Annotated in this window: 19 protein-coding genes; 6 read left to right on the forward strand and 13 right to left on the reverse strand. The window is 70.7% G+C overall.

The window, feature by feature from the left end:
• Positions 1–22 precede the first annotated feature (22 nt).
• Positions 23–3595, forward strand: a complete 3573-nt coding sequence (locus tag MTE01_RS06760; RefSeq protein ID WP_170210638.1) for a S8 family serine peptidase — start codon at positions 23–25, stop codon at positions 3593–3595.
• Positions 3596–3653: 58 nt separating this feature from the next.
• On the opposite strand, the gene MTE01_RS06765 is transcribed toward MTE01_RS06760, so the two are convergent.
• The 3 genes from MTE01_RS06765 to MTE01_RS06775 are packed head-to-tail and all read right to left on the reverse strand — an operon-like array spanning position 3654 to position 5619.
• Entirely contained in the window at positions 3654–4676 is a 1023-nt protein-coding gene (locus MTE01_RS06765; protein WP_141376487.1) for a pirin family protein, read from the reverse strand.
• Positions 4673–5071 (reverse strand): GNAT family N-acetyltransferase, encoded by a 399-nt coding sequence (locus tag MTE01_RS06770; protein ID WP_368845307.1) that lies wholly within the window; start codon positions 5069–5071, stop codon positions 4673–4675. Before MTE01_RS06770 ends, MTE01_RS06765 begins: the two co-directional genes overlap by 4 nt.
• A gap of 26 nt (positions 5072–5097) precedes the next feature.
• Positions 5098–5619, reverse strand: coding sequence for a CGNR zinc finger domain-containing protein (locus tag MTE01_RS06775; protein WP_103206905.1), 522 nt, complete (start codon positions 5617–5619; stop codon positions 5098–5100).
• A 25-nt stretch (positions 5620–5644) separates the two neighbouring features.
• Here MTE01_RS06775 and MTE01_RS06780 point away from each other — a divergent pair, with 25 nt between their 5' ends.
• Together MTE01_RS06780 and MTE01_RS06785 are read left to right on the forward strand one after the other, a co-directional pair.
• On the forward strand, positions 5645–5839 hold the full coding sequence (locus MTE01_RS06780; protein WP_116238745.1) for a hypothetical protein: 195 nt from the start codon (positions 5645–5647) through the stop codon (positions 5837–5839).
• Between the two features lie 52 nt (positions 5840–5891).
• Positions 5892–7250 (forward strand): FHA domain-containing protein, encoded by a 1359-nt coding sequence (locus MTE01_RS06785; RefSeq protein ID WP_141376490.1) that lies wholly within the window; start codon positions 5892–5894, stop codon positions 7248–7250.
• A 114-nt stretch (positions 7251–7364) separates the two neighbouring features.
• On the opposite strand, the gene MTE01_RS06790 is transcribed toward MTE01_RS06785, so the two are convergent.
• The 10 genes from MTE01_RS06790 to MTE01_RS06830 all read right to left on the reverse strand — a co-directional run bounded on the left by MTE01_RS06790 (position 7365) and on the right by MTE01_RS06830 (position 15935).
• The gene (locus MTE01_RS06790; protein ID WP_141376492.1) at positions 7365–8693 is read right to left on the reverse strand and encodes a S8 family serine peptidase; all 1329 of its coding nucleotides are present in this window, start codon (positions 8691–8693) and stop codon (positions 7365–7367) included.
• Positions 8690–10018 (reverse strand): type VII secretion protein EccB, encoded by a 1329-nt coding sequence (gene eccB, locus MTE01_RS06795; RefSeq protein WP_103206901.1) that lies wholly within the window; start codon positions 10016–10018, stop codon positions 8690–8692. Before eccB ends, MTE01_RS06790 begins: the two co-directional genes overlap by 4 nt.
• A gap of 3 nt (positions 10019–10021) precedes the next feature.
• The gene (gene eccD, locus MTE01_RS06800; protein WP_103206900.1) at positions 10022–11356 is read right to left on the reverse strand and encodes a type VII secretion integral membrane protein EccD; all 1335 of its coding nucleotides are present in this window, start codon (positions 11354–11356) and stop codon (positions 10022–10024) included.
• A gap of 77 nt (positions 11357–11433) precedes the next feature.
• Complete coding sequence (locus MTE01_RS06805; protein ID WP_103206899.1) at positions 11434–11721, reverse strand: WXG100 family type VII secretion target; 288 nt, start codon at positions 11719–11721, stop codon at positions 11434–11436.
• Entirely contained in the window at positions 11718–12038 is a 321-nt protein-coding gene (locus tag MTE01_RS06810; RefSeq protein WP_074695998.1) for a WXG100 family type VII secretion target, read from the reverse strand. Before MTE01_RS06810 ends, MTE01_RS06805 begins: the two co-directional genes overlap by 4 nt.
• A gap of 45 nt (positions 12039–12083) precedes the next feature.
• Positions 12084–13127 carry a hypothetical protein gene (locus MTE01_RS06815; protein WP_141376494.1) on the reverse strand — a complete coding sequence of 348 codons (1044 nt, stop codon included), beginning with the start codon at positions 13125–13127 and terminating at the stop codon, positions 12084–12086.
• Positions 13128–13483: 356 nt separating this feature from the next.
• Positions 13484–14788, reverse strand: coding sequence for a S8 family peptidase (locus MTE01_RS06820; RefSeq protein ID WP_170210639.1), 1305 nt, complete (start codon positions 14786–14788; stop codon positions 13484–13486).
• The gene (locus tag MTE01_RS16995) at positions 14785–15180 is read right to left on the reverse strand and encodes a hypothetical protein (RefSeq protein ID WP_116238739.1); all 396 of its coding nucleotides are present in this window, start codon (positions 15178–15180) and stop codon (positions 14785–14787) included. Before MTE01_RS16995 ends, MTE01_RS06820 begins: the two co-directional genes overlap by 4 nt.
• Before the next feature lie 126 nt (positions 15181–15306).
• Entirely contained in the window at positions 15307–15594 is a 288-nt protein-coding gene (locus MTE01_RS06825; RefSeq protein ID WP_246078051.1) for a WXG100 family type VII secretion target, read from the reverse strand.
• A 29-nt stretch (positions 15595–15623) separates the two neighbouring features.
• Complete coding sequence (locus MTE01_RS06830; protein WP_055831852.1) at positions 15624–15935, reverse strand: WXG100 family type VII secretion target; 312 nt, start codon at positions 15933–15935, stop codon at positions 15624–15626.
• Positions 15936–16256: 321 nt separating this feature from the next.
• Between MTE01_RS06830 and MTE01_RS06835 the strand changes: the two genes are divergently transcribed.
• The 3 genes from MTE01_RS06835 to eccCa are packed head-to-tail and all read left to right on the forward strand — an operon-like array spanning position 16257 to position 22596.
• Positions 16257–17591, forward strand: a complete 1335-nt coding sequence (locus tag MTE01_RS06835; protein WP_170210640.1) for a hypothetical protein — start codon at positions 16257–16259, stop codon at positions 17589–17591.
• Positions 17588–18595 (forward strand): RDD family protein, encoded by a 1008-nt coding sequence (locus tag MTE01_RS06840; RefSeq protein ID WP_116238738.1) that lies wholly within the window; start codon positions 17588–17590, stop codon positions 18593–18595. The genes MTE01_RS06835 and MTE01_RS06840 overlap by 4 nt, the downstream gene beginning before the upstream one ends.
• Before the next feature lie 47 nt (positions 18596–18642).
• A complete protein-coding gene (eccCa, locus tag MTE01_RS06845; protein ID WP_170210631.1) occupies positions 18643–22596 on the forward strand; it encodes a type VII secretion protein EccCa in 3954 nt (1317 codons plus the stop codon).
• Positions 22597–22649 lie beyond the last annotated feature (53 nt).

Genomic DNA, 22649 nt, shown 5'->3' on the forward strand with positions numbered 1-22649 from the left:
ATCCCCCCGTTTGGAGCGCACGATGGGTCGAACCCTGCGTTCGGTCGCGGCCATTTCCCTGGCCGGACTGTTCACCGTTGCCGGAGCCACAGCCGTTCAGGCTGCCGACGTGGGCGAGGGGGTGACGCCTCCCACACCCATCGAATCCGCGACGGGCCGTTACATCGTGGTCCTCGACGAGGCCCCCGTCGCCACGTACGAGGGCGGCGAGCCGGGCCTCGACGCCACGAAGTCCGACGAGGCGCGGCTCGACGCCGACTCCCCGCAGGCGCGGAAGTACTCCGCCTTCCTCGAGGAGCGGCAGCAGAACGTCGCCGACGAGGCGGGTGTTCGTCCCGATGCCACCTACACGATCGCCGTCAACGGCTTCAGCGCGAGCATGGACCCGAACCAGGCCGCCAAGCTCGCCGCGACCAAGGGTGTGCAGAAGGTCGTGCCCGACGAGATCCGCCACCCGGTCGCCGTCCCCTCGACCGAGTTCCTCGGCCTCGAGGGTGACGACGGCGTCTGGCAGAAGATCGGTGGCATCGGTTCGGCCGGCGAGGGCGTCGTCGTCGGTGTCGTCGACACCGGCATCGCGCCCGAGAACCCCGCCTTCGCGGGCGAGCAGCTCGGCACCACGGCCGGCTCGGAGCCCTATCTCGACGGCAACGACGTCGTCTTCCGCAAGGGCGACGGCACCGACTTCCGCTCCACCCGCGTGGCAGAGGGCAACGGGTGGTCGCTCTCGGACTACTCGACCAAGCTCGTCGGCGCCCGGTACTTCGACCAGGGTGCCGCCGCCACGGGCTTCACCTTCGAGGCGGACTACCGCTCGCCCCGCGACGGCGACGCGCACGGCTCCCACACCGCCAGCACGGCCGCGGGAAACAACGGAGTCGACGCGAGCGTCGAGGGCATCGACTTCGGCGCCATCTCGGGTGTCGCCCCGGCCGCCAAGGTTGCTGCGTACAAGGCCTGCTGGGCGGGTCCCGACCCCCTCGTCACCACGGACGACGTCTGCGCCCTGAGCGACCTGCTCGGCGCGATCAACGCCGCGGTGTCCGACGGCGTCGACGTCATCAACTACTCGATCGGCGGAGGCGCGGCCACCACCACGCTCTCCCTCGAGGACCAGGCGTTCTTCAACGCCGCTGCGGCCGGTGTCTTCGTGTCGGTCTCGGCCGGCAACTCCGGCCCCGGCGCGTCGACCGCCGACCACGCCTCGCCCTGGTACACGACGGTCGCGGCATCCACGATCCCCACCTACGAGGGAACCGTGGAACTGCCCGACGGCTTCCAGGCCGCGGGTGCCACGGTGTCGGTCCGCGAGGGCCAGGACGTGACGGCTCCCGTGGTCTACGCGGGCGATATCGCGGCATCCGGAGCCGATCCCGCGGGCGCCGCGTTGTGCCTCATCGGATCGCTCGACGCCGCGAAGGCGGCCGGCAAGATCGTCGTGTGCGACCGAGGGCAGAACGCGCGCATCGAGAAGTCGCAGGCGGTGAAGGACGCCGGCGGCGTGGGCATGATCCTCGTCAACGTCACTCCCGCCTCGGTCGACAACGACTTCCATTCGGTGCCCACCGTGCACATCGACGCCCGGTATCGCGACGCCCTGCTCGCCTACGTGCGCGGCACGGCCGATGCCACGGCGACCCTCGTCGGCGAGAACGTGACGGGTCAGACGACGCCGACGCCGCAGGTCGCCGGCTTCTCGAGCCGCGGCCCCATGCTCGCCGACGGCAGCGACATCCTGAAGCCCGACGTGTCGGCCCCCGGCGTGGCGATCCTCGCCGCCGCTGCCAACGCCCCCGGCGCCGCTCCGACCTTCGAGTTCCTCTCGGGCACCTCGATGTCGTCGCCGCACGTCGCCGGTCTCGGCGCGCTGTACCTGGGTGAGCGGCCGCTCGCGACGCCCGCCGAGGTCAAGTCCGCGATGATGACCACCGCGTACGACACCGTCGACGCCGAGGGAGCTCCCGCTCAGGACCCCTTCGCGCAGGGCGCCGGGCACGTGGACCCCACGAAGTACTTCGATCCGGGCCTGCTGTACCTCAACGGTCCCGCGGACTGGGCGGCCTTCCTCCAGGGCAAGGGCCTCGAGGACTTCGGCGTCGCCCCGATCGACGGCAGCGACCTCAATCTCGCGTCGATCTCGATCGGCTCGCTCGCGAAGCCGCAGACCGTCACCCGCACGGTCACCTCGACCCGGGCCGGAACGTTCTCGGCTTCGGTGAATGTGCCCGGAGTGGATGCCACGGTCGAGCCGCCGACGCTCGAGTTCGGTGCGGCCGGGGAGCAGAAGACGTTCACGGTGACCTTCTCGCGCACCGATGCCGCGGCCGAGCAGTGGACGAGCGGCTTCCTCACCTGGACCGGCGAGGGCACGCAGGTGCGCTCGCCCATCGCCATCCGTCCCGCGACCGCCGAGGCTCCGGCAGAGGTCTCGGGAACGGGCCTGGCGGGCTCGACGAAGATCGAGATCCTCCCGGGTGTCGGCGGCGAGCTGCCTCTGACGGTGTCGGGGCTTGCCGCTCAGACGTTGCTGACCGATTCGGCCAACCCCGTCGAGGGCCACAGCGGAAACCAGGATTCCGGTGACGCCGACGGATACGTGCGGTGGACCGTCGAGGTGCCGGAGGGGACGACCCTCTCGCGCTTCGACCTGAACTCGTCGGATGACACCTTGAGCGATCTCGACCTGTTCGTCTCGCGGGTGGTCAGCCCCGACGACCTGCGGTACTACGAGCGCTTCACCTCTGCGACGGCCTCGGCCGACGAGCGGGTGACGCTGCCGAACCCCACCCCCGGCACGTATCTGATCGAGGCGAACATCTACTCGTTCACGGGGCCCTTCACCTGGGACATGACGTACGCCAACGTCACCCCCGGCGGTGAGGGACAACTGACGGCCACGCCGAATCCGCTTCCGGTGCAGCAGGGTGAGGCCGTCTCGTACGACCTGTCGTGGCAGGGGCTCGCTCCGCGAACGCAGTACCTCGGCGTCGTACGGTACGGCGACTCCGACGTGCAGACGGTGCTGACCGTCGACTCGGGCGAAGCCGCGCCGGCGATCGTGGACGCGCCGACGATCTCGGGCACCGCGAAGCTCGGGCGCACCCTCACGGCGACCCCCGGCACGTGGAACCCGGCCGACGTCACCACGACGTACCAGTGGCTGCGCGACGGCGAGCCGGTGAACGGCGCCACCTCGGCGTCGTACCGCGTGCAGCGCGCCGACCTCGGCCGCGTGCTCACCGTACGGGTCACGGCGACCTCGCCCGCCAACGGACTGACGGCGACCGCCGACAGCGTCGGGGTGCCGGTCGTGGTCGGTTCGTTCACGACGGTCACCGTCGACCCCTGGGTCGGTCGTACCGGTGACGCGTACACGCTGACCGTCAAGGTGCGTCCGCTCAGCGGTCCCGCGCCCCAGGGCGACGTGACCGTCACCGTGGCGGGCAAGGACTACGTCGCGACCCTGCAGGACGGGAAGGCGACCATCGCCCTCGACCCGCAGACGCGCGGGGTCAAGCTCGTGAAGGCGGTCTACGGCGGCAGCGCGACGGTCGAGTCGTCGCGCGCGAGCAGCGCGTTCATCGTGCTGCGCTAGTCATCGATCGACGCGGCGGCGCCCGGGCTTCGGCTCGGGCGCCGCTGTGCGTGATGGATCAGCCGCGGCGCCGACGCGGCGTGAGCTTCACGGCCGGCAGCGGCGGGGCCGGGATGCGCTCGGGCCCGTGGTCGATCACGGGACCGAAACGGGCCGTCTGCCCCTCCCAGGCTTCGCGCGCTTCGACGATCTCGTCGTGCGAGCGGCCCACGAAGTTCCACCACATGACGATGTCGGCCTCGAACGGCTCCCCGCCCACCAAGAACATACGCGCGCCGTCGTCGCTGCGCAGCTCGAGGTGGTCGCGCCCCTTTCCGAGGTACAGCAGTCGAGTGTGATCGACGGATGCCGTGGGCCCCGCCTCCGGCGCAGATCCCGGGCGTCTCGCCGCGTCGGCGTCGACGGCATCCATCCCCGTCACCACCTCGACGGTGCCCGTCATTCCGTAGACCGCGTACTCCCAGTCGGGGCGGAGGGGGACGCGCACGGTGACTCCCGCGGGCAGGCGCAGCTCGGCCCCGACGAGGGGGGTGTGCACGGTCGCGGGCGAGGCGACGTCGCCGAGTCGGCCCATCACGACGACGGCGTCGGCCCCGTCGCCGAGATCGAGCACGGGAAGGTCTTCGTGCCGCTCGAACGCGGGTGCGCCGTGACGACGGGAATCGGGGAGCGCCACCCAGAGCTGCAGGGCGTCCAGCGGGATCGGCCCCTCGCCCACCGAATACTCGGAGTGAGCGATGCCCGCGCCGCTCGTCATGAGGTTCAGGGCGCCCGGGCGCACGACGACGTCGCTACCCACGGCATCCCGGTGTCTGACCTCGCCGATGATCGGCCACGTCACCGTCTGCAATCCGATGTGCGGGTGCGGCTCGACGCGCATGAGGGTGTCCTGCGGCCCGAAGCGATCGAGGAAGCACCACGCGCCGACCATCGGCAGCGCGCGGTGGGGGAGGGTGCGGTGCACCTCCATACCGCGCACGCCGCCCAGGGGCACCTCTCGCGCCGCCACCACGAGCGCCCGCGGGCCGTCGCAGTCGACCGGTCCCTCGGTCTCGGGAGGCGAAACGTCGAGCCGGGTCACGAGGGTTCGCCGGGTCCTGCCGAGTCGGCAGCGTCGTCGTCGTTCGGCCACTCGACGACCAGGCCGGGCACGTCGTGCTCGCGCAGGTAGTGCGCGACGAAGGGGCACGAGGGGATGACGCTGCCGCCGCGTCGGGCCAGGTCGGAGAGCGCTTCGCTGGCGAGGGCGGACCCGAGGCCGCGACCCTTGAACGCCGGGTCGATCTCGGTGTGGGGGAGCACGGTGCGGTCGTCGTCGATCGCGCGGAACTCGAGGAAGCCGCCGAGCTCGTCGCCCACGCGGATCTCGTAGCGGCGGGCGTCGTCGTTTCGGGTTACGGTCAGTTCGTCGGCCATGGGGGTCTCCTGTCGTCGGTACCCACAGCAACGTAGGTGGGGGTGCGGGTGTTCCGCCATCCCCGCGGCATCCCGGATGCCGTTTGCTAGGCGGTCTCGCGAGCGCGGTGCCGCCTCACGGCGGCGCGGTTGGCGCAGCGGACCGAGCAGTAGCGCTGGCGGCCGTTGCGTGTCACGTCGACGACGACGTTCGCGCAGGGCTCGGCGGCGCAGCGGCCGAGGCGGTTCATCCCGCGCGTGACGAGGTGCAGCGAGGTGCCGACCGAGATCACCGCGGCGAGCACGCGCGGGAGTGCCTCGTCGCTGTCGCGGTAGTGCAGGTGCCACCCTTCCCCGTCGTGGTCGGTGAGGCGCGGGTAGGCGGTCACCGCCGCCATCTGGGCGTTGAGCAGGGCCGCGCGCGCGTCGGGATCGGTCTCGTCGACGACGTGCAGCCAGTCGTCGATGACGGCGCGGGTGCGCTCGTGATCGTCGGATGCCACGGGGAAGGTCATCGTCATGCCCATCTCGATCGTGCGGCGCTCGATGCCGTCTCGATCGGCGGGCCAGTCGTTCGCGAGCGACGCGGCGAGGAGAACCGCGTACTCCCCGTAAGGGTTGAGATGCATAACGGCATTACATCACGCTGGACCCATGACCGCTTCGCGCACGATTCCCCTGGCCCCCTCGGCATCCGTCCACGAACACGCGTGGATGACGGAGTCGGTGCACCTCACGAGCGACGGGCGCGTGCGGTACGTGCGATGCGCCGGCTGTTCCGTACGACGCGTGGACGTCGACGCGGTCGCGGCTGCTCCGCCGACGGCACTGACGCGCGAAATCGGCTGACGCGGCGCCGCACCGCACGGTAGCGTCGAAGCAGACTGCTGACGGGGGACGCATGCTTGTTCTGAGCCTCATCGCGGCGATCGCGTGCGCGATCCTCGTGCCGGTGATCGCGCTGCACGTCTGGTACGCCATCGGGCTGTCGCGCGTCTTCGCCACGCACGGGGGTGAGCCCTGGCGCGCCTGGATCCCGCTGGTCAACGAGGCCGAGCTGTTCCGCCTGGGGCGGCTGGACCCGGTCCGCGCCGTCCTGCTCGTGGTCCCCGGCGTCAACATCTACGGTCTCGTGCTCAAGGCCACCGCCGCTCACCGCATCGGACAGACCGCGGGGCGCGGGGCCGGTACGACCGCCCTCGCGGTGATCTTCCCGCCCGTGTGGGCGACGATCCTCTCGGCACGCCCGCGAACGGATGCCGCGCCTGCCGGCGATGTCGCCGATGAGCGTCCGATCGTTCTGAGTGAGACGGCATCCGGTCCGATCACCACCATCCCCGGCGCGAGCGCGGCCGAGGTCGCGACCGCCGGACGGCGACGGTCGACCGCCGTCGTGGCGGAGCCGGTCGCGGTGCCCGTGCTGCCCGGACCTGTCGATATCGACGAAGACTTCGAGCACACGTCGATCCATCCGTCGAGGCGTCGGTCGGTGGCGGCGGAAGACGCGGAAGCCGCGGATTCGGACATCGTTCCGGGGGTCGCCGCGCAGACGCCTGCCCCGGCGCCGACGGCCGACGCGGAGCCGGCCCTGACCCGGACGCCGGCGATGCCCATCGCGGCCGCGGCCCTCGACACGGAGGCGGCGGGGGTCGCGACTCCTCCGCCGGACCCGGCGGCGTCGGTTCCGACCACAGGGACCGCACCTGCGGCGGCACCTGCTCCGGTGCCGCCGGCTCCCGCGGCGCCCTTCCCGACCGGTGCCGCTCAGGCCGCGACCACGTCGTCGGCTCCGGTTACCGGGCCTGACGACACCGGCTTCGACCGCGTGGCCGAGACCACGGACACCACGGCCGCCCCTCAGCCTGACGGTGCCGCCGCTGCGGCTCCCCTCGACGAGCTGACGCAGACCGCCCGCCCGCGCTCGCGTCGGCGCGGCGAGTGGACCCTCGCCCTACCCGACGGAGGCCGCGTGTCGCTGACCAGTCGCACGGTGGTTCTGGGCCGCAAGCCGGGGAACGGGGAAGACGCGGTGCAGTACGTCGCGGTCGTCGATGACACCCGGACGATGTCGAAGCAGCACGCGCGACTCGAGTGGACGGTCACCGGCTGGAGCATCACCGACCTCGACTCGACCAACGGAGTGACCCTCATCCACGACGACGGGCGCACCGAGCGGGTTCCGGCGGGTGCGTCCGCGATCGCGACCTCGCGCTTCCGGCTCGGCGACGCGAGCATCGAGTTGCGCCCGGCGACCGTCTGACGTCGATCGGCGATGGACTGATGCCGTCGAGTTCCTCCTGGTTCGCGCCCCGGAGGGCTCGCGGCCGGTTCGTGCCGGCCGTGCTCGCGGCCGGTGGGCTCTTCCCGCCGCCGGCTATTCCTGCTCTTCGGGCCCGTAGAGCCCGCGGCCCGTGGGGGCGGCGCGCCGTGGAGTCGCCTCTTCGCGGCGACGGCTGACGTAGATCGCGAGAGCACCGATCGCGCCGAGCGCGATGAGCCCGGCCACGCCGACGCCCGTCGCGGTCGCGATGGCCGCGGCATCCGGTCCCGGCCCGATGACGACCGAGACCGCCTCGGGGGTCGCGGTGGGCGAGGCGGAGGGGCTGGCGGCGACGAAGGGGCTCTTGGGACCTCGCAGACCCGTCCCGGGAACCATCACGATCGCGTCGTAGGGCTGAACGACACCCCATCCGGAGATGTTGGAACGCGTGTCGGGCTGCGCGCGGACGGCGGTCGCCTCGAGCCGGTACGCCCACTGGGCGGGGGTCTCGGTGGGGTGCGCGGATGCCACGAGCGCCGCCGCGGCCGACACGTAGGCCGTGGCCCAGCTCGTCGCGGGCTCGTCGGCCCCGACGACGCAATCGCCGCCCAGGGGCCATGACGAGGCGACCGCCTGACCGGGGGCGGAGAGGCTCACGTGGGGGCCGTGGATGCTCGCCTTCGTGACGACACCGCCCGACCCGACGGCAGCGACCCCGATGACACCGGAGAAGCCCGCGGGGTAACGCGCACCGTCCTTGTCGTCCTGCTCGGGGGAGTCGTTGTTCGAGCGGTTTCCCGAGCTGGCGACGACGAGGCTCCCGCGTTGCTGCGCGTAGGCCACGGCATCCGCGAGGGAAGCGTTCTTCTCGCTCGTGCTGATCGAGACATTGATGATCTGCGCACCCCGGTCGGCGGCGTAGCGGATGCCCTCGGCCAACCGTTCGGTGTTCGGACCGAACCCCGCCTCGACGAGTTGCTTCTCGATACCGGCGTAGACGCGCACGGGCAGGATCTTCGCGTCGGGTGCCAGGCCCTGGATTCCCGAGCCGGAGATCAGCTGGGCGGCGATCTGACCGGCGATCACGGTGCCGTGCGCATAGTTGTCGGTGCGTCCCGACGCATCGGTACCGTCGGGGACGAGGTTGACCCCGGGCAGCACCGCGGCCTCGAGATGCGGGTTCACCGCGACCCCCGAATCGACGACGGCGACGGTCACGCCTGCCCCACGAGTGAGGGGCCAGGCCGACGAGCTCTGCAGCGACGCGAGCGCGGTGGGCGCGTCGGGGATGCGCGTCGAGGCAGTGCACTGGCTCTGCGTCGTCGCCGCCAGCACGCCGGTCGTGGGACCGACGGCGGACGCGGGTGACGGGATGCCGACCAGCAGCACCCCCGCCGCGGCAGCGAGGGCTGCCAGGCGAGCGGCGCGGGAGCGAAGGGTCACTTCGTCTCCGGCGTCTGCTGCGCGGCGCTCTCGCTCAGGGAGGGGCCGGTGCGCAGGAGGGCGGTCCACCCGTCGGGGATCGAGCCCACGTCGTTCGTGGAGTAGCCGAGCCGCGCGATGGTGTCGTCGGTTGCGCCCGGAAGCGGGAACGCCGTGCCCGTGGCATCCACCAGTGTCAGGATGCTCGTGTTGTCGGCGCCTCGTCCGCCGGCGCGCACGAGAGCCCCGTGGCTGGGATCGACCCGGATGCCGGTGGTGACGGCGGTCGAGGTCGGTTGCGTGGCCAGGGTCGTCGTGGCCTGGCCTTCGCCGGCGGTGAGTACGGCGCAGGGACGCTGGCCCGAGGGGACGGTTTCGAAGCCGACCCGGGGCCACTCGTCGCCGAGGCCCTGCGTCGCGGTGGGGAGGCTGCGGATCTCGTCCGCGGTCACCTCGGTCACCTTGCCCTTGAGGGCTTCGCCGCTGCCCAGTTGGTACAGCTGCCACGCCAGGGGCGAGAGGGACTCGAGCACCCCGCCGGTCTGCACGAGGAAGCGCTCGTCTTCGGCGGCGCCGGCCTGCCGGATGACTTGGCCGACGCGCAGCGAGGTGTTCGTGACGGGCTGCCCGTAGTTCTGCAGTGTGATCGGGGTGAGCGCCGTACCGGCCGTGAACAGATCGAGCCACGATGCCGGCACGGTCACGGGGGAGAGCGAGGAGATCCCCGCGGCGCGCAGCACGGCGTCGGCGACTTCGCTCGAGACGGCGAAGCTCCGACCGCCCTGCACCACGTGGAGGATGCCGTCGACCGACACGACGACCGCGCGGTCCGTGGCGGGAGTGGGGGCCGCGGCCGCGGAGATGCGGACGTCGAGACCGGCGTCGTCGGAGACGCAGGCGCTCCAGCCGGTGTTGATCAGCCCGGATACGGGGGGCAGCTCGTCGGGAGCGCCGGTGATGCCGAGGGTGTCGCCGACGGGGGTACCGCCGAGGGTCGAGGAGTCGGTGGAGATCACGCCGTACTCGTTCGCCGGGAGCAGCAGACGGGCGCTGGCCGTGTTGATCACGGGGTGCAGCACACCGTCGACGGTGACGAAGCGGGCACCGGTGTCGGACACGAGGACGAGCTTGCCGTTCTCCCAGCCCGTCGGCAGACCGGGGCGGATGAGCCCGTAGAAGACGCCGACGAGCACCACGATCACGGTGAGGGCGATGGCGGCGATGACCGCGCGCAACGGCGAGCTCGGCTGCAGCTCTTTACCGCCGGGGGCGCCGCTGACGAATGCGGTGAGCAGGCGGCGGCGCGAGAAGTTCTGCGCCTCGATCAGGTCGCCCTTGGTGGCCATGCGTCAGGCCAGACCGGACGAGATGACCGCGAGGGGCAGGAGCGCTGCCAAAACGAGCAGCTCGGCCGTGTCGGCGAGGCGGATCAGCCGCAGGCGCGTCTTGGGGGCGAGCAACGTGACCGTGACGACGCAGACGGTGGCGATGGCCAGGACGACGAGGATGCCCACACGCAGACCCGGCTGGGCGAGCGAGGCCACGACCCCGGCCACGACGAGACCGATGATGCCCGTGGCCATGACGGTGAGCACGCCGGAGCGGGCGAAGGTCTGGCGCGAGGGGAACATCATGCCCGCGAACGCGAGGGCGCACACGAGAGCGCCGGTGGCGTTCTGCGCGGCGACGAGAGGAGTCGCCACCAGGATGGCGGCGGCCAGGGCTAGGCGCAGTCCCATCAGGACGCGCTTGCCCTGTGCCACGCGGGCGGCCACGTCGTCGGCGTCGATCGGCTGCGGGTCGGCGAACATCTCGGCGTCGCTCTGGGGCGACACCACGCGAAGACGCGTGGTGCCGATGGCCAGCCAGGGCAGTGCCCCCGCGAGCGTGGCGACGACGCCGACCATGAGGGTCCAGACGGCGGGGGCGGGGAAGAATGCGGCGAGCGTACCGGTGACGCCCAACGCTCCACCGGCCACGAGGGGCGCGAGCTGCAGCTCGGCCCGCTCCCGAGTGAGGGCGAGCGAGACACCCGCGACGACGAAGGCTCCGCCGCCGGCGGCGGCCATCGGCAATCCCCACATGTCGAGAGAGGCGGGCATGGCGATGAAGCCGGCGACGGCGGCGAAGAGGGATGCCGCCATCCCCAGGCCCTGGCCTGCCTCGCGCTGGCCGAGTCGTGAGACGACCGCGGAGACGACGAGCAGCACGACGGCTCCGCCGCCCGCGACGAGAGCGCCGAAGGGGAGGGCGCGACCGGCCGCGAGCAGGAGGACGGCGCACACGCCGAGCAGCGCGAGGCTGACCGCGAGGGCTGTGCGCGCGTTGTCGCGGGTGGTCCAGGGACGGTTCTGCTGGCTGGTGGCGTCGATGACGGCCTCGACGATGTCGTCGTAGACGCGCGGCTGGGCGACGAGACCTCCGCGCACGAGGGTCAGCACTTCGCCGTCGACGATGCCCTGCGCCGCGGCACCGCGAGACGGATCGACGCTGGTGCCGTCCGAGCGCTGGAGCGCGTATCCCGCCGAGGTCATCGACGGATCGAGCACGCCGAGGGACCGGGCGAAGCCCGGGAGGAACTCGATCACCGGCACTTGCGCCGGAATCGCGATGTCGAGCCTGCGTCCCTCGCTCTGCACCGACAACCGCAGCAGCGCTCGTGTCGCATTCATGACGTCAGCCATCTGCGGCCCCCTCTTTCCGGACCGAAGCCCCCTGCGGTCAGACCCCGAAATCCTATCGGTGGGTCAGGGGTCGGATGTCAGTGGAAACGCGCCGCCGACGCGCGATCGGCGCTGACGTAGTCGTCGGCGATCGAGTCGGTGGCGTTCGAGATGCGTTGGAGCACGTCGCGCATCTGCTCGAGTGTGGCGCTCCACTGCTGCTGGGCGTTGTTGTACGCCGCCTGCGCGGCGCCCTCCCACTGTCCCCGCAGGCGAGCGACCTCGCTGTCGAGACCGCCCAGGGTCGCGTCGATACGCGCACTCTCTGATCGGAGCCGAGCAGCCGCAGCGTGCAGCGACTCGGGCGTGACACGGAAGTCGCTCACGACTGGCCTCCCAGCATCGTTCCGAGACCGTGGATGGTCGTGCGGTGTTCTTCTTCGACGGCTTCCTGGTCGCGTGCCGTGGCCTGCAGCGCGGCGCTGAGGGTGATGAGCACGTCGTTCAGCTTCCGCGCGCCCGCCGTCCACTCCTCGACGAGGATGCCGTACGAGCTCGCCGCGTCCCCCGACCAGTTGCCGCGCAGCTCGTCGAGTTCCGCGAGCACCCGCCTGGTGCTGTCGGCGATGTCGGCGTGCGCGCCGTTCACCACCTCGGAGCCCCGGGCAAGGGCTCCCTCTTCCGCGGAAATGCGGTCAGACATGTCGTGTTCTCCTGTCGGAACCGTTCAGTGTGTCGAAGGACGAGATCACTCGTCGCGTCCGCCGGCTTGTGCGTTCTCGGACCGGGGGCCGATCTCCTCATCGTCCTCCATGCGGGGGGCGATGGGGCCACCGAGGCCGCGCGATGCCTCGTCGCGCCGGTCGGAGCGCGAGCCGGGCCCGCCCATTCCGCCGACGCCGCGGCTGCCGGCACCGGCTCCTGCGCCGCGGGCTCCGCCACCGGCGGCTCCGCCGCCAGCCGCGCCGCCGCCACCCGCGCCGCCAGCGCGCATACCGGCACCCTTGGCCGTCGATGCCGCGGGTGCGCCGCCGCCGGCGGCACCGCCCATTCCGCCGACGCCGCGGGTTCCGAGGCCGGAGCCGGCTGCGGCGGTCTTGCCGAGCAGGCCGCCCGAGCGACCGGCTGCGCCGGATGCTGCCGTGCCGCCCGCACCGCTGAACAGGCTGCCTCCGGGGGCGCCCGCGCCACGCGCGATGCTGCCGAGCGCGGCCGCGCCGCCACCGCCTGCGATCAGGCCCGCGCCGAGACCCGAGCCGATGCCCGCTCCCGCGCCGCCGGAACCGCCGAGCGAACCGCCTCCGGGTGCCGAGGGAATGACCCCGGGCAAGTTCGGGGTGCCGATGATCGAGCCGTCCGGAGTCGGCTCGGGCTTGATGGTGTCGAGGTCGATGATGGGGGTGTTGCCGTGGATCGGGCCGTCAGGTCGTGGCCCGATGACCCCCGGCTGTGGCATCGCGTTGTACTCGGGCTGCGAGTTGCCGCCGTCGTTGCCACCGGGGGTCGCGACTGGGGACGTGTCCCAGTCGGGGTACTGCTCGAAACTGCGTCCACCGGAGCGTCCGCCGCCTCCACCCCCGCCCCCACCGGTACCGCCTCCGGTTGGCTCGACGGTGTCAGTTTCGGAGAAGGTGAAGTTGAGTGGTGGGGGGTCGCTGACCTGGACGGCATCCATCTCGTCGGAGAAACCCTCCATAGCGGAGCGCGCGGCGGCCTCCCGTTGATCGGACAGATAGCCGTTGATCAGCCCGACGGCCCCCTCACCCGCGAGGAAGGAGATCGGTCCCAGCATGAGAGTCGCGCCGGTAGCAGCGCCACGGACCGCAGCTTCCTGACCCCCGGAGAGCGAGCCGGAGGGGAGTGTGTCGAGCGCATCTCGCGCGCGTGATCGAACGTCGTTGGCTTGATCAAGCCGCTGAGCGAGCTCGTCCTCGACGTAGGTGACTTGCTGAGCGATCTGTCTCGCAGCGGCACTGAATCTCGCCTGAGCGGCAGATCCGGCCTCTCCTGTGATGCCGGGGTCGCTTGCGACGCGGTTCAGAACCTCCCGCAATGCGTTCAAGCCGTTGACGAGTGAGCCTCGCGTGGGAACGTCCCACGGCTGGCCTCCCTCGGCGAAGTTCGTCAAACGCTGTTCCCAGGTACCGGTCACGGCGATGTCCCCTTTCTCGCCTTACGGCGTTGAGTGACGATGATGAGCACGGTGATGACCGCCGCGATGAGGACAAGGGCCACGATCCCGATGACAGCCCACATCACGAGGGATGAGAAATCGAAACCGCTGGTCGGGCTGTCATCGGCGTATTGGTCGAAGCTTCGGCCTCGATCCGGAGCCACATATCCGTTCGTCCTAGCTGCCGCGATCTGATCGGCTGTCGGAAACCCTGCGCCCTTATTCATGAGAGGTGTCTCATCGGGGAACGTCGTCGGGTCGACGGCGAGCAGGGTCGGGAGCCACGCCGCTCCGTAGCCGAAACCGTCTTCCGTCCGAGAGGGCTCGTGTCGTTCGCCGTTCGTCGTTGCGAGCATCGCCTGGATCAGTTGATTTCCCGTGCTCTCCGGAAACTTCTGAGCCGCGAGCGCAAGCATGCCTGCGACTATGGGAGATGCATTCGACGACCCGGTGGCCGTCGCTGATCCGTCCCACCCGGATTCGGTCCCGATCTCTGGGAACCGGTCGCCCCCGGCAACCACGGTCGTTTGTGGAATGATCCAGGGTGATCCGTCCGCGCTGGTCTGTAGGGCTCCGTCCGGTCCGATCGCAGATACGGCGACGACCCCATTCAGCGAGTCTCCGCCATCGGTGATCGGTGCGCCGAGCAAGTCAGCGGCGCTGGGATTGGCCGTCGCAGAAACAAGTGCCACTCCCCGGGCGATGGCGTACGCGATAGCAGGTGCGTCCGCTTCGTGCCGCTCCATACCTACCGCCGTGTAAACGATCTTCGCGCCGTCATCGACCGCGAGCTTGACGCCATAGCCCCACGCGGTCATATCCGTCTCGGTCGCTGAATCTGGGTAGCACGGGCGATCGTCCGGGCCGTACCCATAGAAAGTGACCTCAGCGTCGGGAGCGATCCCGCGAACTCCCCCGGATCCTGTGCCGTTGCCGATGAGCAAAGCTGTCATTGTCGTGCCGTGACGTGTGCCCTTGTCGGGGTTGGTAGACGTCATTGAAGGGTGGTCCTTGCATACCGGCTTGTCCGAGATTCGCAAATTCTGCCCTTCAAACACCGGAAGGGACGGGTTGATCTGCTCTTCCAGCACGGCCACCTTCACGCCGCGGCCGGTGATGCCCTCCGAATGTGCGGCATCAACGCCGTACTTGTCCCACCAGAAGTCGAGGCCGGTCGTCCCTGAGGTCGTCGCCGCCGAAGCCGGGGACGCAGCGCTCAGAGATATGAACCCGGCGACGAGGAGAACTGCTCCGAACGTTCGGAGCGGATGCCGCTTCACTGCAGGCCAAGGGCGCCGCGCACGCCGGCCTGCCCCCCGGCAGAGGCACCCGGCGAGACGCCCGCCGGAGGGGCCGTCGATGCCGCGTCGATGATCGCCGTGACCTGTTGTGCGTCGCTCGCGTTCATCTCGTCCCGCTCCTCCAACGTCTGAACGGCCTGCGAGAGGGCAGCTGCGTTCTGCGCGATGTATTGCCTCACCTCTTCGACGCGTGCACCGAGTGTCTCGGCACGGGTGCGGAGAAGCTGCGTGAACTGGGAGGCCGCAGGCTCGGTTCCATTGCCGTCGACGACGCCGATGATGGTCGCTGCGGGGAGCTCGTCGCTTGTTTGAACGACTTTGCTCACGTTCGCGCGAACGAACTCGCTGTCGAGCCGAATGACGGAGCCCATACTTCACTCATTTCTTCACGCGCGTGCGGCGAGCACGCGACGATGTTGCCGCGCGGAAAACTTGCGGCGGCCCGAACGGGCCGCAAGAGCCGGCGGCCGCCTCAGCGACCGCCGGCTCGAGACGACTCAGACGAAGCGGCCGGCGGCGGACTTGTCGGTCGAGGTGTAGCCCTGGGCGATTTCGTCGGTCTTGCCGGCGATCTGCTGCAGGAGCTCGTTCAGGCGGGTGATGGACTGGGTCCACTGGGCCTGAGCCTGGTCGTACGCGGTCTGGGCGTCACCATCCCACGAGGAGCGGAGGGCGTTGACCTGCGACTCGAGCTCGTCGAGGCGGGTGCGGATGCCGGAGGCACCGTTGCGGATCTGACCCGAGAGCGCGATGACCTGCTCGGGACGAACGGACATGGACTGCATGAGAGTTCCTTCTTTCGTGTCGAGCGGGGTCAGCCGAGCAGGGAGCCCAGGTTGCCGATGGTCTGCTGGTGCGACTCTTCCGACGCGGCCTGGTCGCGCTCGGTGCCGCGGAGGGCGTCCTCGAGCGTGACGAGCACGTTGTTGAGCTTGGTGGTTTCTTCGTTCCAACGCTGCATGAGCTGCGTGTACGAGCCGGCCGCGGCGCCGGTCCAGAAACCGGCCACCTGGTCGAGCTCGGTGCGAACCTTGCGCACCTGCTCGTCGATGCCCGACTTCGCGGTGTTGACCGCTTCGGCCCCTCGACGAAGCGCACCCTCCTGGGCTGCGATGAGATCTGCCACTGTGTCTCCTCGATGTTCCTCCGGGCGCGCCCGGGCGTTGCGGATCGAATACGCGCACGGGGATAGATGACCCGCACACGGCGTCGATGGAGGAACCGGAGCCCCCCACCGGACTTCGAACTTACGTAAAGCATCCCCCCGGTTCAAGCCTCTTGCGCAATTTGAAAGATGACAAAACTCTCATCTTTATCCCCGGTGAACCGTGGAAAGGCGAACACGGCTCCGTGCGGGACGGATACGCTGGTGCGGTTGCGGCCCGTGGGCCGGGGAGCGCGAGAACGAGGGGGACCGTTGAGCGCAGAGGTGGTGCAGGGGCGTCGTGTGGCGCTCATCGATGGCGAATCGCGGTTCGACCTGGTCGTTCCTCTTCGCGCCCGCGTCGACGACGTGCTGCGCGCAGCCGGTTCCGACACCGCCCGCGGCACTCGTGTGGTGGGGGTCTCCGGCCGCGAGATCGACCGGGCGACCGCCATGACCTCGCTCGACGACGGCGTCATCCTCGTCCTGGTCGACCCCGGCGCCTCGTTGCCCGACGCCGTCGCCCGCGCCGCTGCGGCTCCGAACGCCACACGAGTCTCGGCCGTGTGGTGGGTGCTCGCGGCGGGGGGCGGCATCCTGGCTCTGCTTCGTCTGGTCGGCGGTGACGGCCTGCCCCCCTCTGTGCGGGGGGCCGTTGCCGTGCTGGCCCTGGTCGCCGCTCTCGTCGCGGGCGCGGTGTTCGCCCTGCGCGCCCGAGCGCGCACGGCGATCCTTGCCCCCGTCGTGGGCGTCGTCGCGCTGGCCTTCGGCGGTGGTGTCGCCGTGGTCCCCGGGCTTCCCGCCGCCGCTCCCCTCGTCGCCGTCTTCACGGGTCTGCTCGCCGCGGCCGTCGTCGCGGGAGTGATCGGGGTGCTCGGTGCCACCGAGACGCTGCGCGCGCAGAGCCGTACCGCGACGATCGTGCTGGCGGTCCTCGCCGCCGTCTGGGGGTTGTCGCTGCTGATGCACCTCGACCCGCCCGCGCCCGCGGCCGTGACGCTCGGCCTCGTGCCGGTCGCCCAGCGCGTGCTGCAGTCGAGCCTCGTCGACGTGGCCCCCGGCACCTTCATCGACTACGGCCGCTTCCAGAGCACGCGCTGGACGGTCCGGCAGAACCTCCCCGATGAGGTCCGCACGATCGAAGCCGACGACGCCGACGCACTGGTCGAACGATCCACCGCCCGCCTCACGATCGGGGTGGTTCTGTTGATTGCCGCCGGGGCCGCCAGCGCGTTCACGGCGCTGCCGACATTCGACACCGACAATCCGGTAGTGCTCGGCGGGCGCATCGCTCTGGCGACGACGGTCGTTCTCGCCCTCCTCCTCAGCTCTCGCCGCAGCACGGTGCCGTTCCTGCGGTGGGTGGAACGCCTGGGGGCTGCCGCCGTGGTGGTCGCCGTCCTGATGGCGCTGCTGCCGAGGGTGTCGCCCGACATGCTGGTGGTCTTCGCCGGCATCCTCCTGGTGGTCGGTCTCGGATCCGCCCTGCTGGTCGTTCCGGTGGGTCGCGGACTGCGTTCTCTGGGCTGGTCGCGCACCGGCGACATCTTCGAGGCGCTGGCCACGGCGTTGTCTCTTCCGGCGGGCATGCTCGCGGCCGGAGCGGTGGAGATCGCTCGTGCGATGATGGCGACATGACGCAGCTGACGCCGTTCGGCGCGCCCGCGACGGTGGGGGTGCGCGTAGGAGCCTTCAGTGTCGACGCGGCCCTCGTGGTCATCGTCTCGGTCGCGGCATCCCTTCTCGCCTCTCCCGTGCTGGGGGCGGCGGTCGCCGCCGAGGCCCTGCTCGGTCTGTGGATCCTGCAGGCGCGACGCGGACTCACCCCCGGTGCGCTGCTCTTCGGTCTGCGCACCGCGCGGGTGGAAGCGCCCGTCGTCCCGGGGGCCGGACGCGCATTCGTCCGTGGCCTGCTCGTCGTGATGGGAGGAGTCGTCCTCCTCGCCGGCGCGTGGGTCGTCGTCGCCTCGGCGGCATTCGACAAGTCGGGCCGTCGGCGCTCCTGGGCCGATCGCGCCGCGGGAACCGTTCTGCTAGCGGTTCCTCGCGGAAAGCAGGCTCCGGATGCCGATGAGCCCCGCGTCCTGTCCGAGCCCACGGTCCAACGCACCGGTGCTTCGCGCGAACCCCTGCGGATGGACGCCTCGGCGGCGGCCCTGCCTCTCGCTCCGGCATGGGACGCCCCCATCATCGCCATCGAGGCTCCCAGTGTCGCCGGGGAGCGCCCCGCGACCGTCGCACCCGAACCCTCGGCTCCGGCGCCGACCGCTCCCGCGCGCACCCCGGGCGTTGGCCGTGCGCAACTGCTCGTCGTCTTCGACACCGGTCAGCGCGAACAGTTCGACCTTCCCGCAGCCGTCAACTTCGGTCGCGCCCCCGTCGCGGATCAACCGAACGACGTGCTCATCTCGGTCGACGACCCCGATCGCCTCATCTCCAAGACCCACCTGCGTCTCGAGCATGACGGCGAGACCGCGTGGGTCACCGACGCCGGATCCACCAACGGATCGGAGCTGATCGACGACGACGGCACCGTCCACGTGCTGCGCCCCGGTTCCCGCACCCTGCTCGAGGAGGGCACCCGCGTGCGCCTCAGCGAACGCGTCTTCACCCTGAGTCGTCTGATCGGAGGTCCGGTGTGAGCACGGGTCCGCGCATCGCCCCGCCGTCCTTGCCCAACGGGCGGATCGTGCTCCAGCCGCCACCCGAACTCGTGCCGAACGAGGGGGGCAGCGGCATCCTGACCTCCCTCCTGCCGATGCTCGGCAGCGTGGGCGCCATCGTGATGGTGACCATCTCGAACAGCGGGCCGACGGGCTTTCTCATCGGTGGCATGTTCCTGCTGTCGTCCCTCGGCTTCGTGGCGGTCAACGGATGGCGTCAGCGTGCGCAGCGCAACGCGCAGGTGCTCGGCAACCGCCGTGAGTACCTCGCCTACCTGTCCGACCTTCGCGACACGGTGCGCGTCGCGGCTCGCAAACAGCGCCGACACGGCGGATGGATCATGCCGGCTCCGGCCGCTCTGCCCTTCATCGCCGAAGAGCGCTCGCGCGTGTGGGAGCGTCAGCCCGGTGACGAGACGTTCCTGCTCGCCCGCATCGGCGTGACCGACCAGCCGCTCAGCCTCACGCTCGAGGCGCCCGAGCTCCCGCCGCTGGCCCAGCTCGACCCGGTCGCCGCGTCGGCCGCGCACCGCTTCATGCTCACCCACGAGATGCAGCGCGACCTTCCGCTGGGCTTTCCCCTCGGCGACTACTCGCGCATCGAGCTCGTGGGCTCCGACGAAGACGCGGTCCGCAGTCTTGCGCGCTCGCTGGTGGCCTCCGCGGCCACCCTGCACGACCCCGAAGACGTCATCATCGCGATCCTCGCCGGTCCCGCGCAGATGCCCGCGTGGGACTGGGCCAAGTGGCTCCCGCACGCGATGTCGTCGCGCGTGCAGGACCGACTCGGGCCCGCGCGCATGATCTCGGCATCCCTCGACGAACTCGTCGACATGCTGCCCCCGCAGCTCTCCACGCGTCCGCGCTTCACCCCGGGCGGCGGGGTGACCCCGCACGTGGTGCTGATCGTCGACGGCGTCGAGACCCCCACCAACAGTCCGCTCGTCGGTCTCGAGGGCGCGCAGGGCGTGACCGTGATCGACCTTCCCCCGCGGTGGGACGAACTCGACGACCCGCACGTGGCGCGCGTCGCGCTCGCCGAGGCGCCCGTGGTCGCGCGGGGGCGTCGCGCCGAGTCGAAGCCCGTCGTCGCCCCGGCGGAGTTCATCGACGGCGCGGGCCGGGCCCAGACCTTCCTTCCGGATGCCATGACCATCGCCGAGGCCGAGGCCACCGCCCGACGGCTCATGCCGCTGCGGCCGGCGCCCATGGTCGTCGTCGATGCGCCGACGACGCAGGGCCAACTGGAGCTCACCGAGCTCCTGGGGCTGCCCGACGTCCGGACCGTGAACTTCGACCAGGCGTGGACGCGCCGTCTCGAGCGCGACCGCCTGCGCGTGCCAATCGGCCAGGAGCCCTCGGGCACGCCCCTCGTCCTCGACCTGAAGGAGTCCGCGTCGCAGGGCATGGGCCCGCACGGCGTGATGGTCGGCGCGACCGGTTCGGGAAAGTCCGAGGTGCTGCGCACGCTCGTGCTGGCCCTCGCCATGACGCACTCTCCGGAACAGCTCAACTTCGTGCTCGTCGACTTCAAGGGTGGTGCGACCTTCGCCGGTATGGCTGAGATGCCGCACGTCTCGGCGGTCATCACCAACCTCGGCAGCGAGCTGGCTCTCGTCGACCGCTTCCAGGACGCCCTCCAGGGCGAGGTGGTGCGTCGCCAGGAGCTGCTGCGCGCCGCGGGCAACTTCGCGAACGTCGGCGAGTACGAGACCGCGCGTCTCGGCGGTCGATCGGATCTCGCTCCTCTCCCGGCTCTGCTCGTCGTCGTCGACGAGTTCTCCGAGCTGCTGACGGCCAAGCCCGAGTTCGTGGACAGCTTCCTCAACATCGGTCGCGTCGGTCGATCGCTGCACGTGCACCTGCTGCTGGCATCCCAGCGTCTCGAAGAGGGCAAGCTGCGCGGTCTCGACACGTACCTGTCGTACCGGATCGGTCTGCGCACCTTCTCGGCCGCCGAGTCGCGCACGATCATCGGCACGCCCGACGCGTACACGCTCCCGCAGGAGCCCGGAGTCGGCTTCCTCAAGAGCGACACCGAGAACCTCGTGCAGTTCCGCGCGGCGTACGTGTCGGGTCGGCCAAAGGGCAATGCCCGGTTGAGTGTGGACGATCCGGAGTCCGGAGCGACCGGGCCCGCGCGCGTCGAGGTCTTCACCGCTCTCGCTCAACCCGACGTCGATCCGGTCGAAGAGAACACGGATGCCACTCCCGCGGCGATCGCGACTCCGGCCACCGACAAGCGCTCCACCTTCCAGATCGCCGTCGACCGCATGAAGGACCGCGGCCCCGAAGCGCACCAAGTGTGGCTGCCGCCGCTCGCCGACCCCGCCCCGCTCGACGAGCTCATGCCCGACCTCGCCGAGGACCCGGCGCTCGGACTCGTCTCGCGTCGCTGGCGCGCAGCGGGCCCTCTGACCGTGCCGATCGGCGTGGTCGACATCCCCCTCGAGCAGCGCCGCGACCACCTCACGGTGTCGCTCGGCGGTGCCGCCGGTCACGTCGCGATCGTCGGTTCGCCCCTGAGCGGCAAGTCGACCCTCGCGCGGACGCTGGTCTCGGCTCTGGCGCTGACGGGAACCCCGCAGGAGTTCCAGTTCTTCGTGCTCGACTTCGGCGGCGGCGGCTTCACCGCGATGCAGCAGCACCCGCACATCTCGGGTGTGGCCACGCGCACCGAGCCCGAGGCCGTCCGCCGTGCGATCGCCGAGGTCGAGGCCGTGCTCGATGCGCGCGAGCAGTATTTCCGCCGCAATGCCGTCGACTCGATCGAGACCTATCGCTCGCGACGCCGCGAGGGGCGTCTCGACGACGGCTTCGGCGACGTGTTCCTCATCGTCGACGGCTGGTCGACCCTGCGGTCGGAGTTCGAGCCGCTCGAGGCGCGAGTGCAGACGATCGCCGCTCGAGGCCTCAGCTTCGGCGTACACGTCGTCGTCACCGCGAACCGGTGGCTCGAGATCCGTGCGAACCTCAAGGACCTCATCCAAACGCGCCTCGAGCTCCGCCTGGGCGACCCCACAGACTCCGACGTCGATCGCAAGCAGGCGGCCAACGTCCCGGTCGGCCAGCCCGGCCGCGGTCTCGCCGTGTCCAAGCTGCAGATGCTCACGTCGGTTCCGCGGATCGACGGGTCGGACGATCCCTCGACCATCGCGGACGGCGTCGCCGACATGATCGGCAGGATCGCGAACGCCTGGCACGGGGAGCCGGGCCCGAAGCTGCGACTGCTGCCCGAGAACATCTCGCTCGACGAGGTGCGCGCTCTCGCCGAGCCCGGTGACCGACGCATGCTGCTCGGCATCGAGGAAGCTCAGCTGTCGCCCTTCGGCATCGATCCCCGCGTCGAACCGCACCTGTTCGTCTACGGCGACTCGGGGATGGGCAAGTCGTCGTTCCTGCGGGGTGTGGCCAAAGAGATCCAGCGGCTGTACACGCCCGCTGAGGCGAAGATCTTCGTCGTCGACTACCGCCGCGCTCTGCTCGGCGAGATCCCCGACGAGTACCTCGGCGCGTACCTCACCTCGCACGACCTGGCCACGGGTGGGATGAACGACCTGTCGCAGTACTTCTCGACGCGTATCCCCGGGCCCGATGTCACGCCGACGCAGCTGCGCGAGCGCAGCTGGTGGAAGGGCGCCGAGGGCTTCATCCTCGTCGACGACTACGACCTCGTCGCCACGAGCCAGGGGAACCCGATCGCCGTGCTGCAGCCCCTGCTGGCGCAGGCCGGCGACCTGGGGCTGCACGTCATCCTGACCCGTCGGTCGGGTGGCGCGAGCCGCGCGGCGTACGACCCGATCATCCAGCGCTTCACCGACCTGGGTGTCACCGGCATCCTGCTCGGCGGAAACCCCGAAGAGGGCGCGCTCATCGGTCGCGTGAAGCCCGAGCGCGCGGCTCCCGGTCGTGCCCAGATCGTCAGCCGTGAGCAGGGTCTTCTCGCCTCGCAGCTGGTGTTCTCCCCGCCGTCGCACTGATCCGGCGTTCCTCCCCAGGAACGTGTCCCGCCCCGGCATCCCCCGACGGATGC

Source organism: Microbacterium testaceum, assembly GCF_006539145.1.
In the GTDB taxonomy this organism is placed as follows: Bacteria; Actinomycetota; Actinomycetes; order Actinomycetales; family Microbacteriaceae; genus Microbacterium; species Microbacterium testaceum.

Excerpts from the sequence above, each read along its gene's own strand:
- MTE01_RS06810 (WP_074695998.1), bottom strand. The coding sequence starts at position 12,038 with ATGTCTGACCGCATTTCCGCGGAAGAGGGAGCCCTTGCCCGGGGCTCC.
- MTE01_RS06775 (WP_103206905.1), bottom strand. The coding sequence starts at position 5,619 with ATGCATCTCAACCCTTACGGGGAGTACGCGGTTCTCCTCGCCGCGTCG.
- MTE01_RS06815 (WP_141376494.1), bottom strand. The coding sequence starts at position 13,127 with ATGCTGGGACCGATCTCCTTCCTCGCGGGTGAGGGGGCCGTCGGGCTG.
- MTE01_RS16995 (WP_116238739.1), bottom strand. The coding sequence starts at position 15,180 with ATGGGCTCCGTCATTCGGCTCGACAGCGAGTTCGTTCGCGCGAACGTG.
- MTE01_RS06780 (WP_116238745.1), top strand. The coding sequence starts at position 5,645 with ATGACCGCTTCGCGCACGATTCCCCTGGCCCCCTCGGCATCCGTCCAC.
- MTE01_RS06825 (WP_246078051.1), bottom strand. The coding sequence starts at position 15,594 with ATGCAGTCCATGTCCGTTCGTCCCGAGCAGGTCATCGCGCTCTCGGGT.
- MTE01_RS06760 (WP_170210638.1), top strand. The coding sequence starts at position 23 with ATGGGTCGAACCCTGCGTTCGGTCGCGGCCATTTCCCTGGCCGGACTG.
- MTE01_RS06785 (WP_141376490.1), top strand. The coding sequence starts at position 5,892 with ATGCTTGTTCTGAGCCTCATCGCGGCGATCGCGTGCGCGATCCTCGTG.
- eccD (WP_103206900.1), bottom strand. The coding sequence starts at position 11,356 with ATGGCTGACGTCATGAATGCGACACGAGCGCTGCTGCGGTTGTCGGTG.
- MTE01_RS06840 (WP_116238738.1), top strand. The coding sequence starts at position 17,588 with ATGACGCAGCTGACGCCGTTCGGCGCGCCCGCGACGGTGGGGGTGCGC.
- eccB (WP_103206901.1), bottom strand. The coding sequence starts at position 10,018 with ATGGCCACCAAGGGCGACCTGATCGAGGCGCAGAACTTCTCGCGCCGC.
- MTE01_RS06770 (WP_368845307.1), bottom strand. The coding sequence starts at position 5,071 with ATGGCGGAACACCCGCACCCCCACCTACGTTGCTGTGGGTACCGACGA.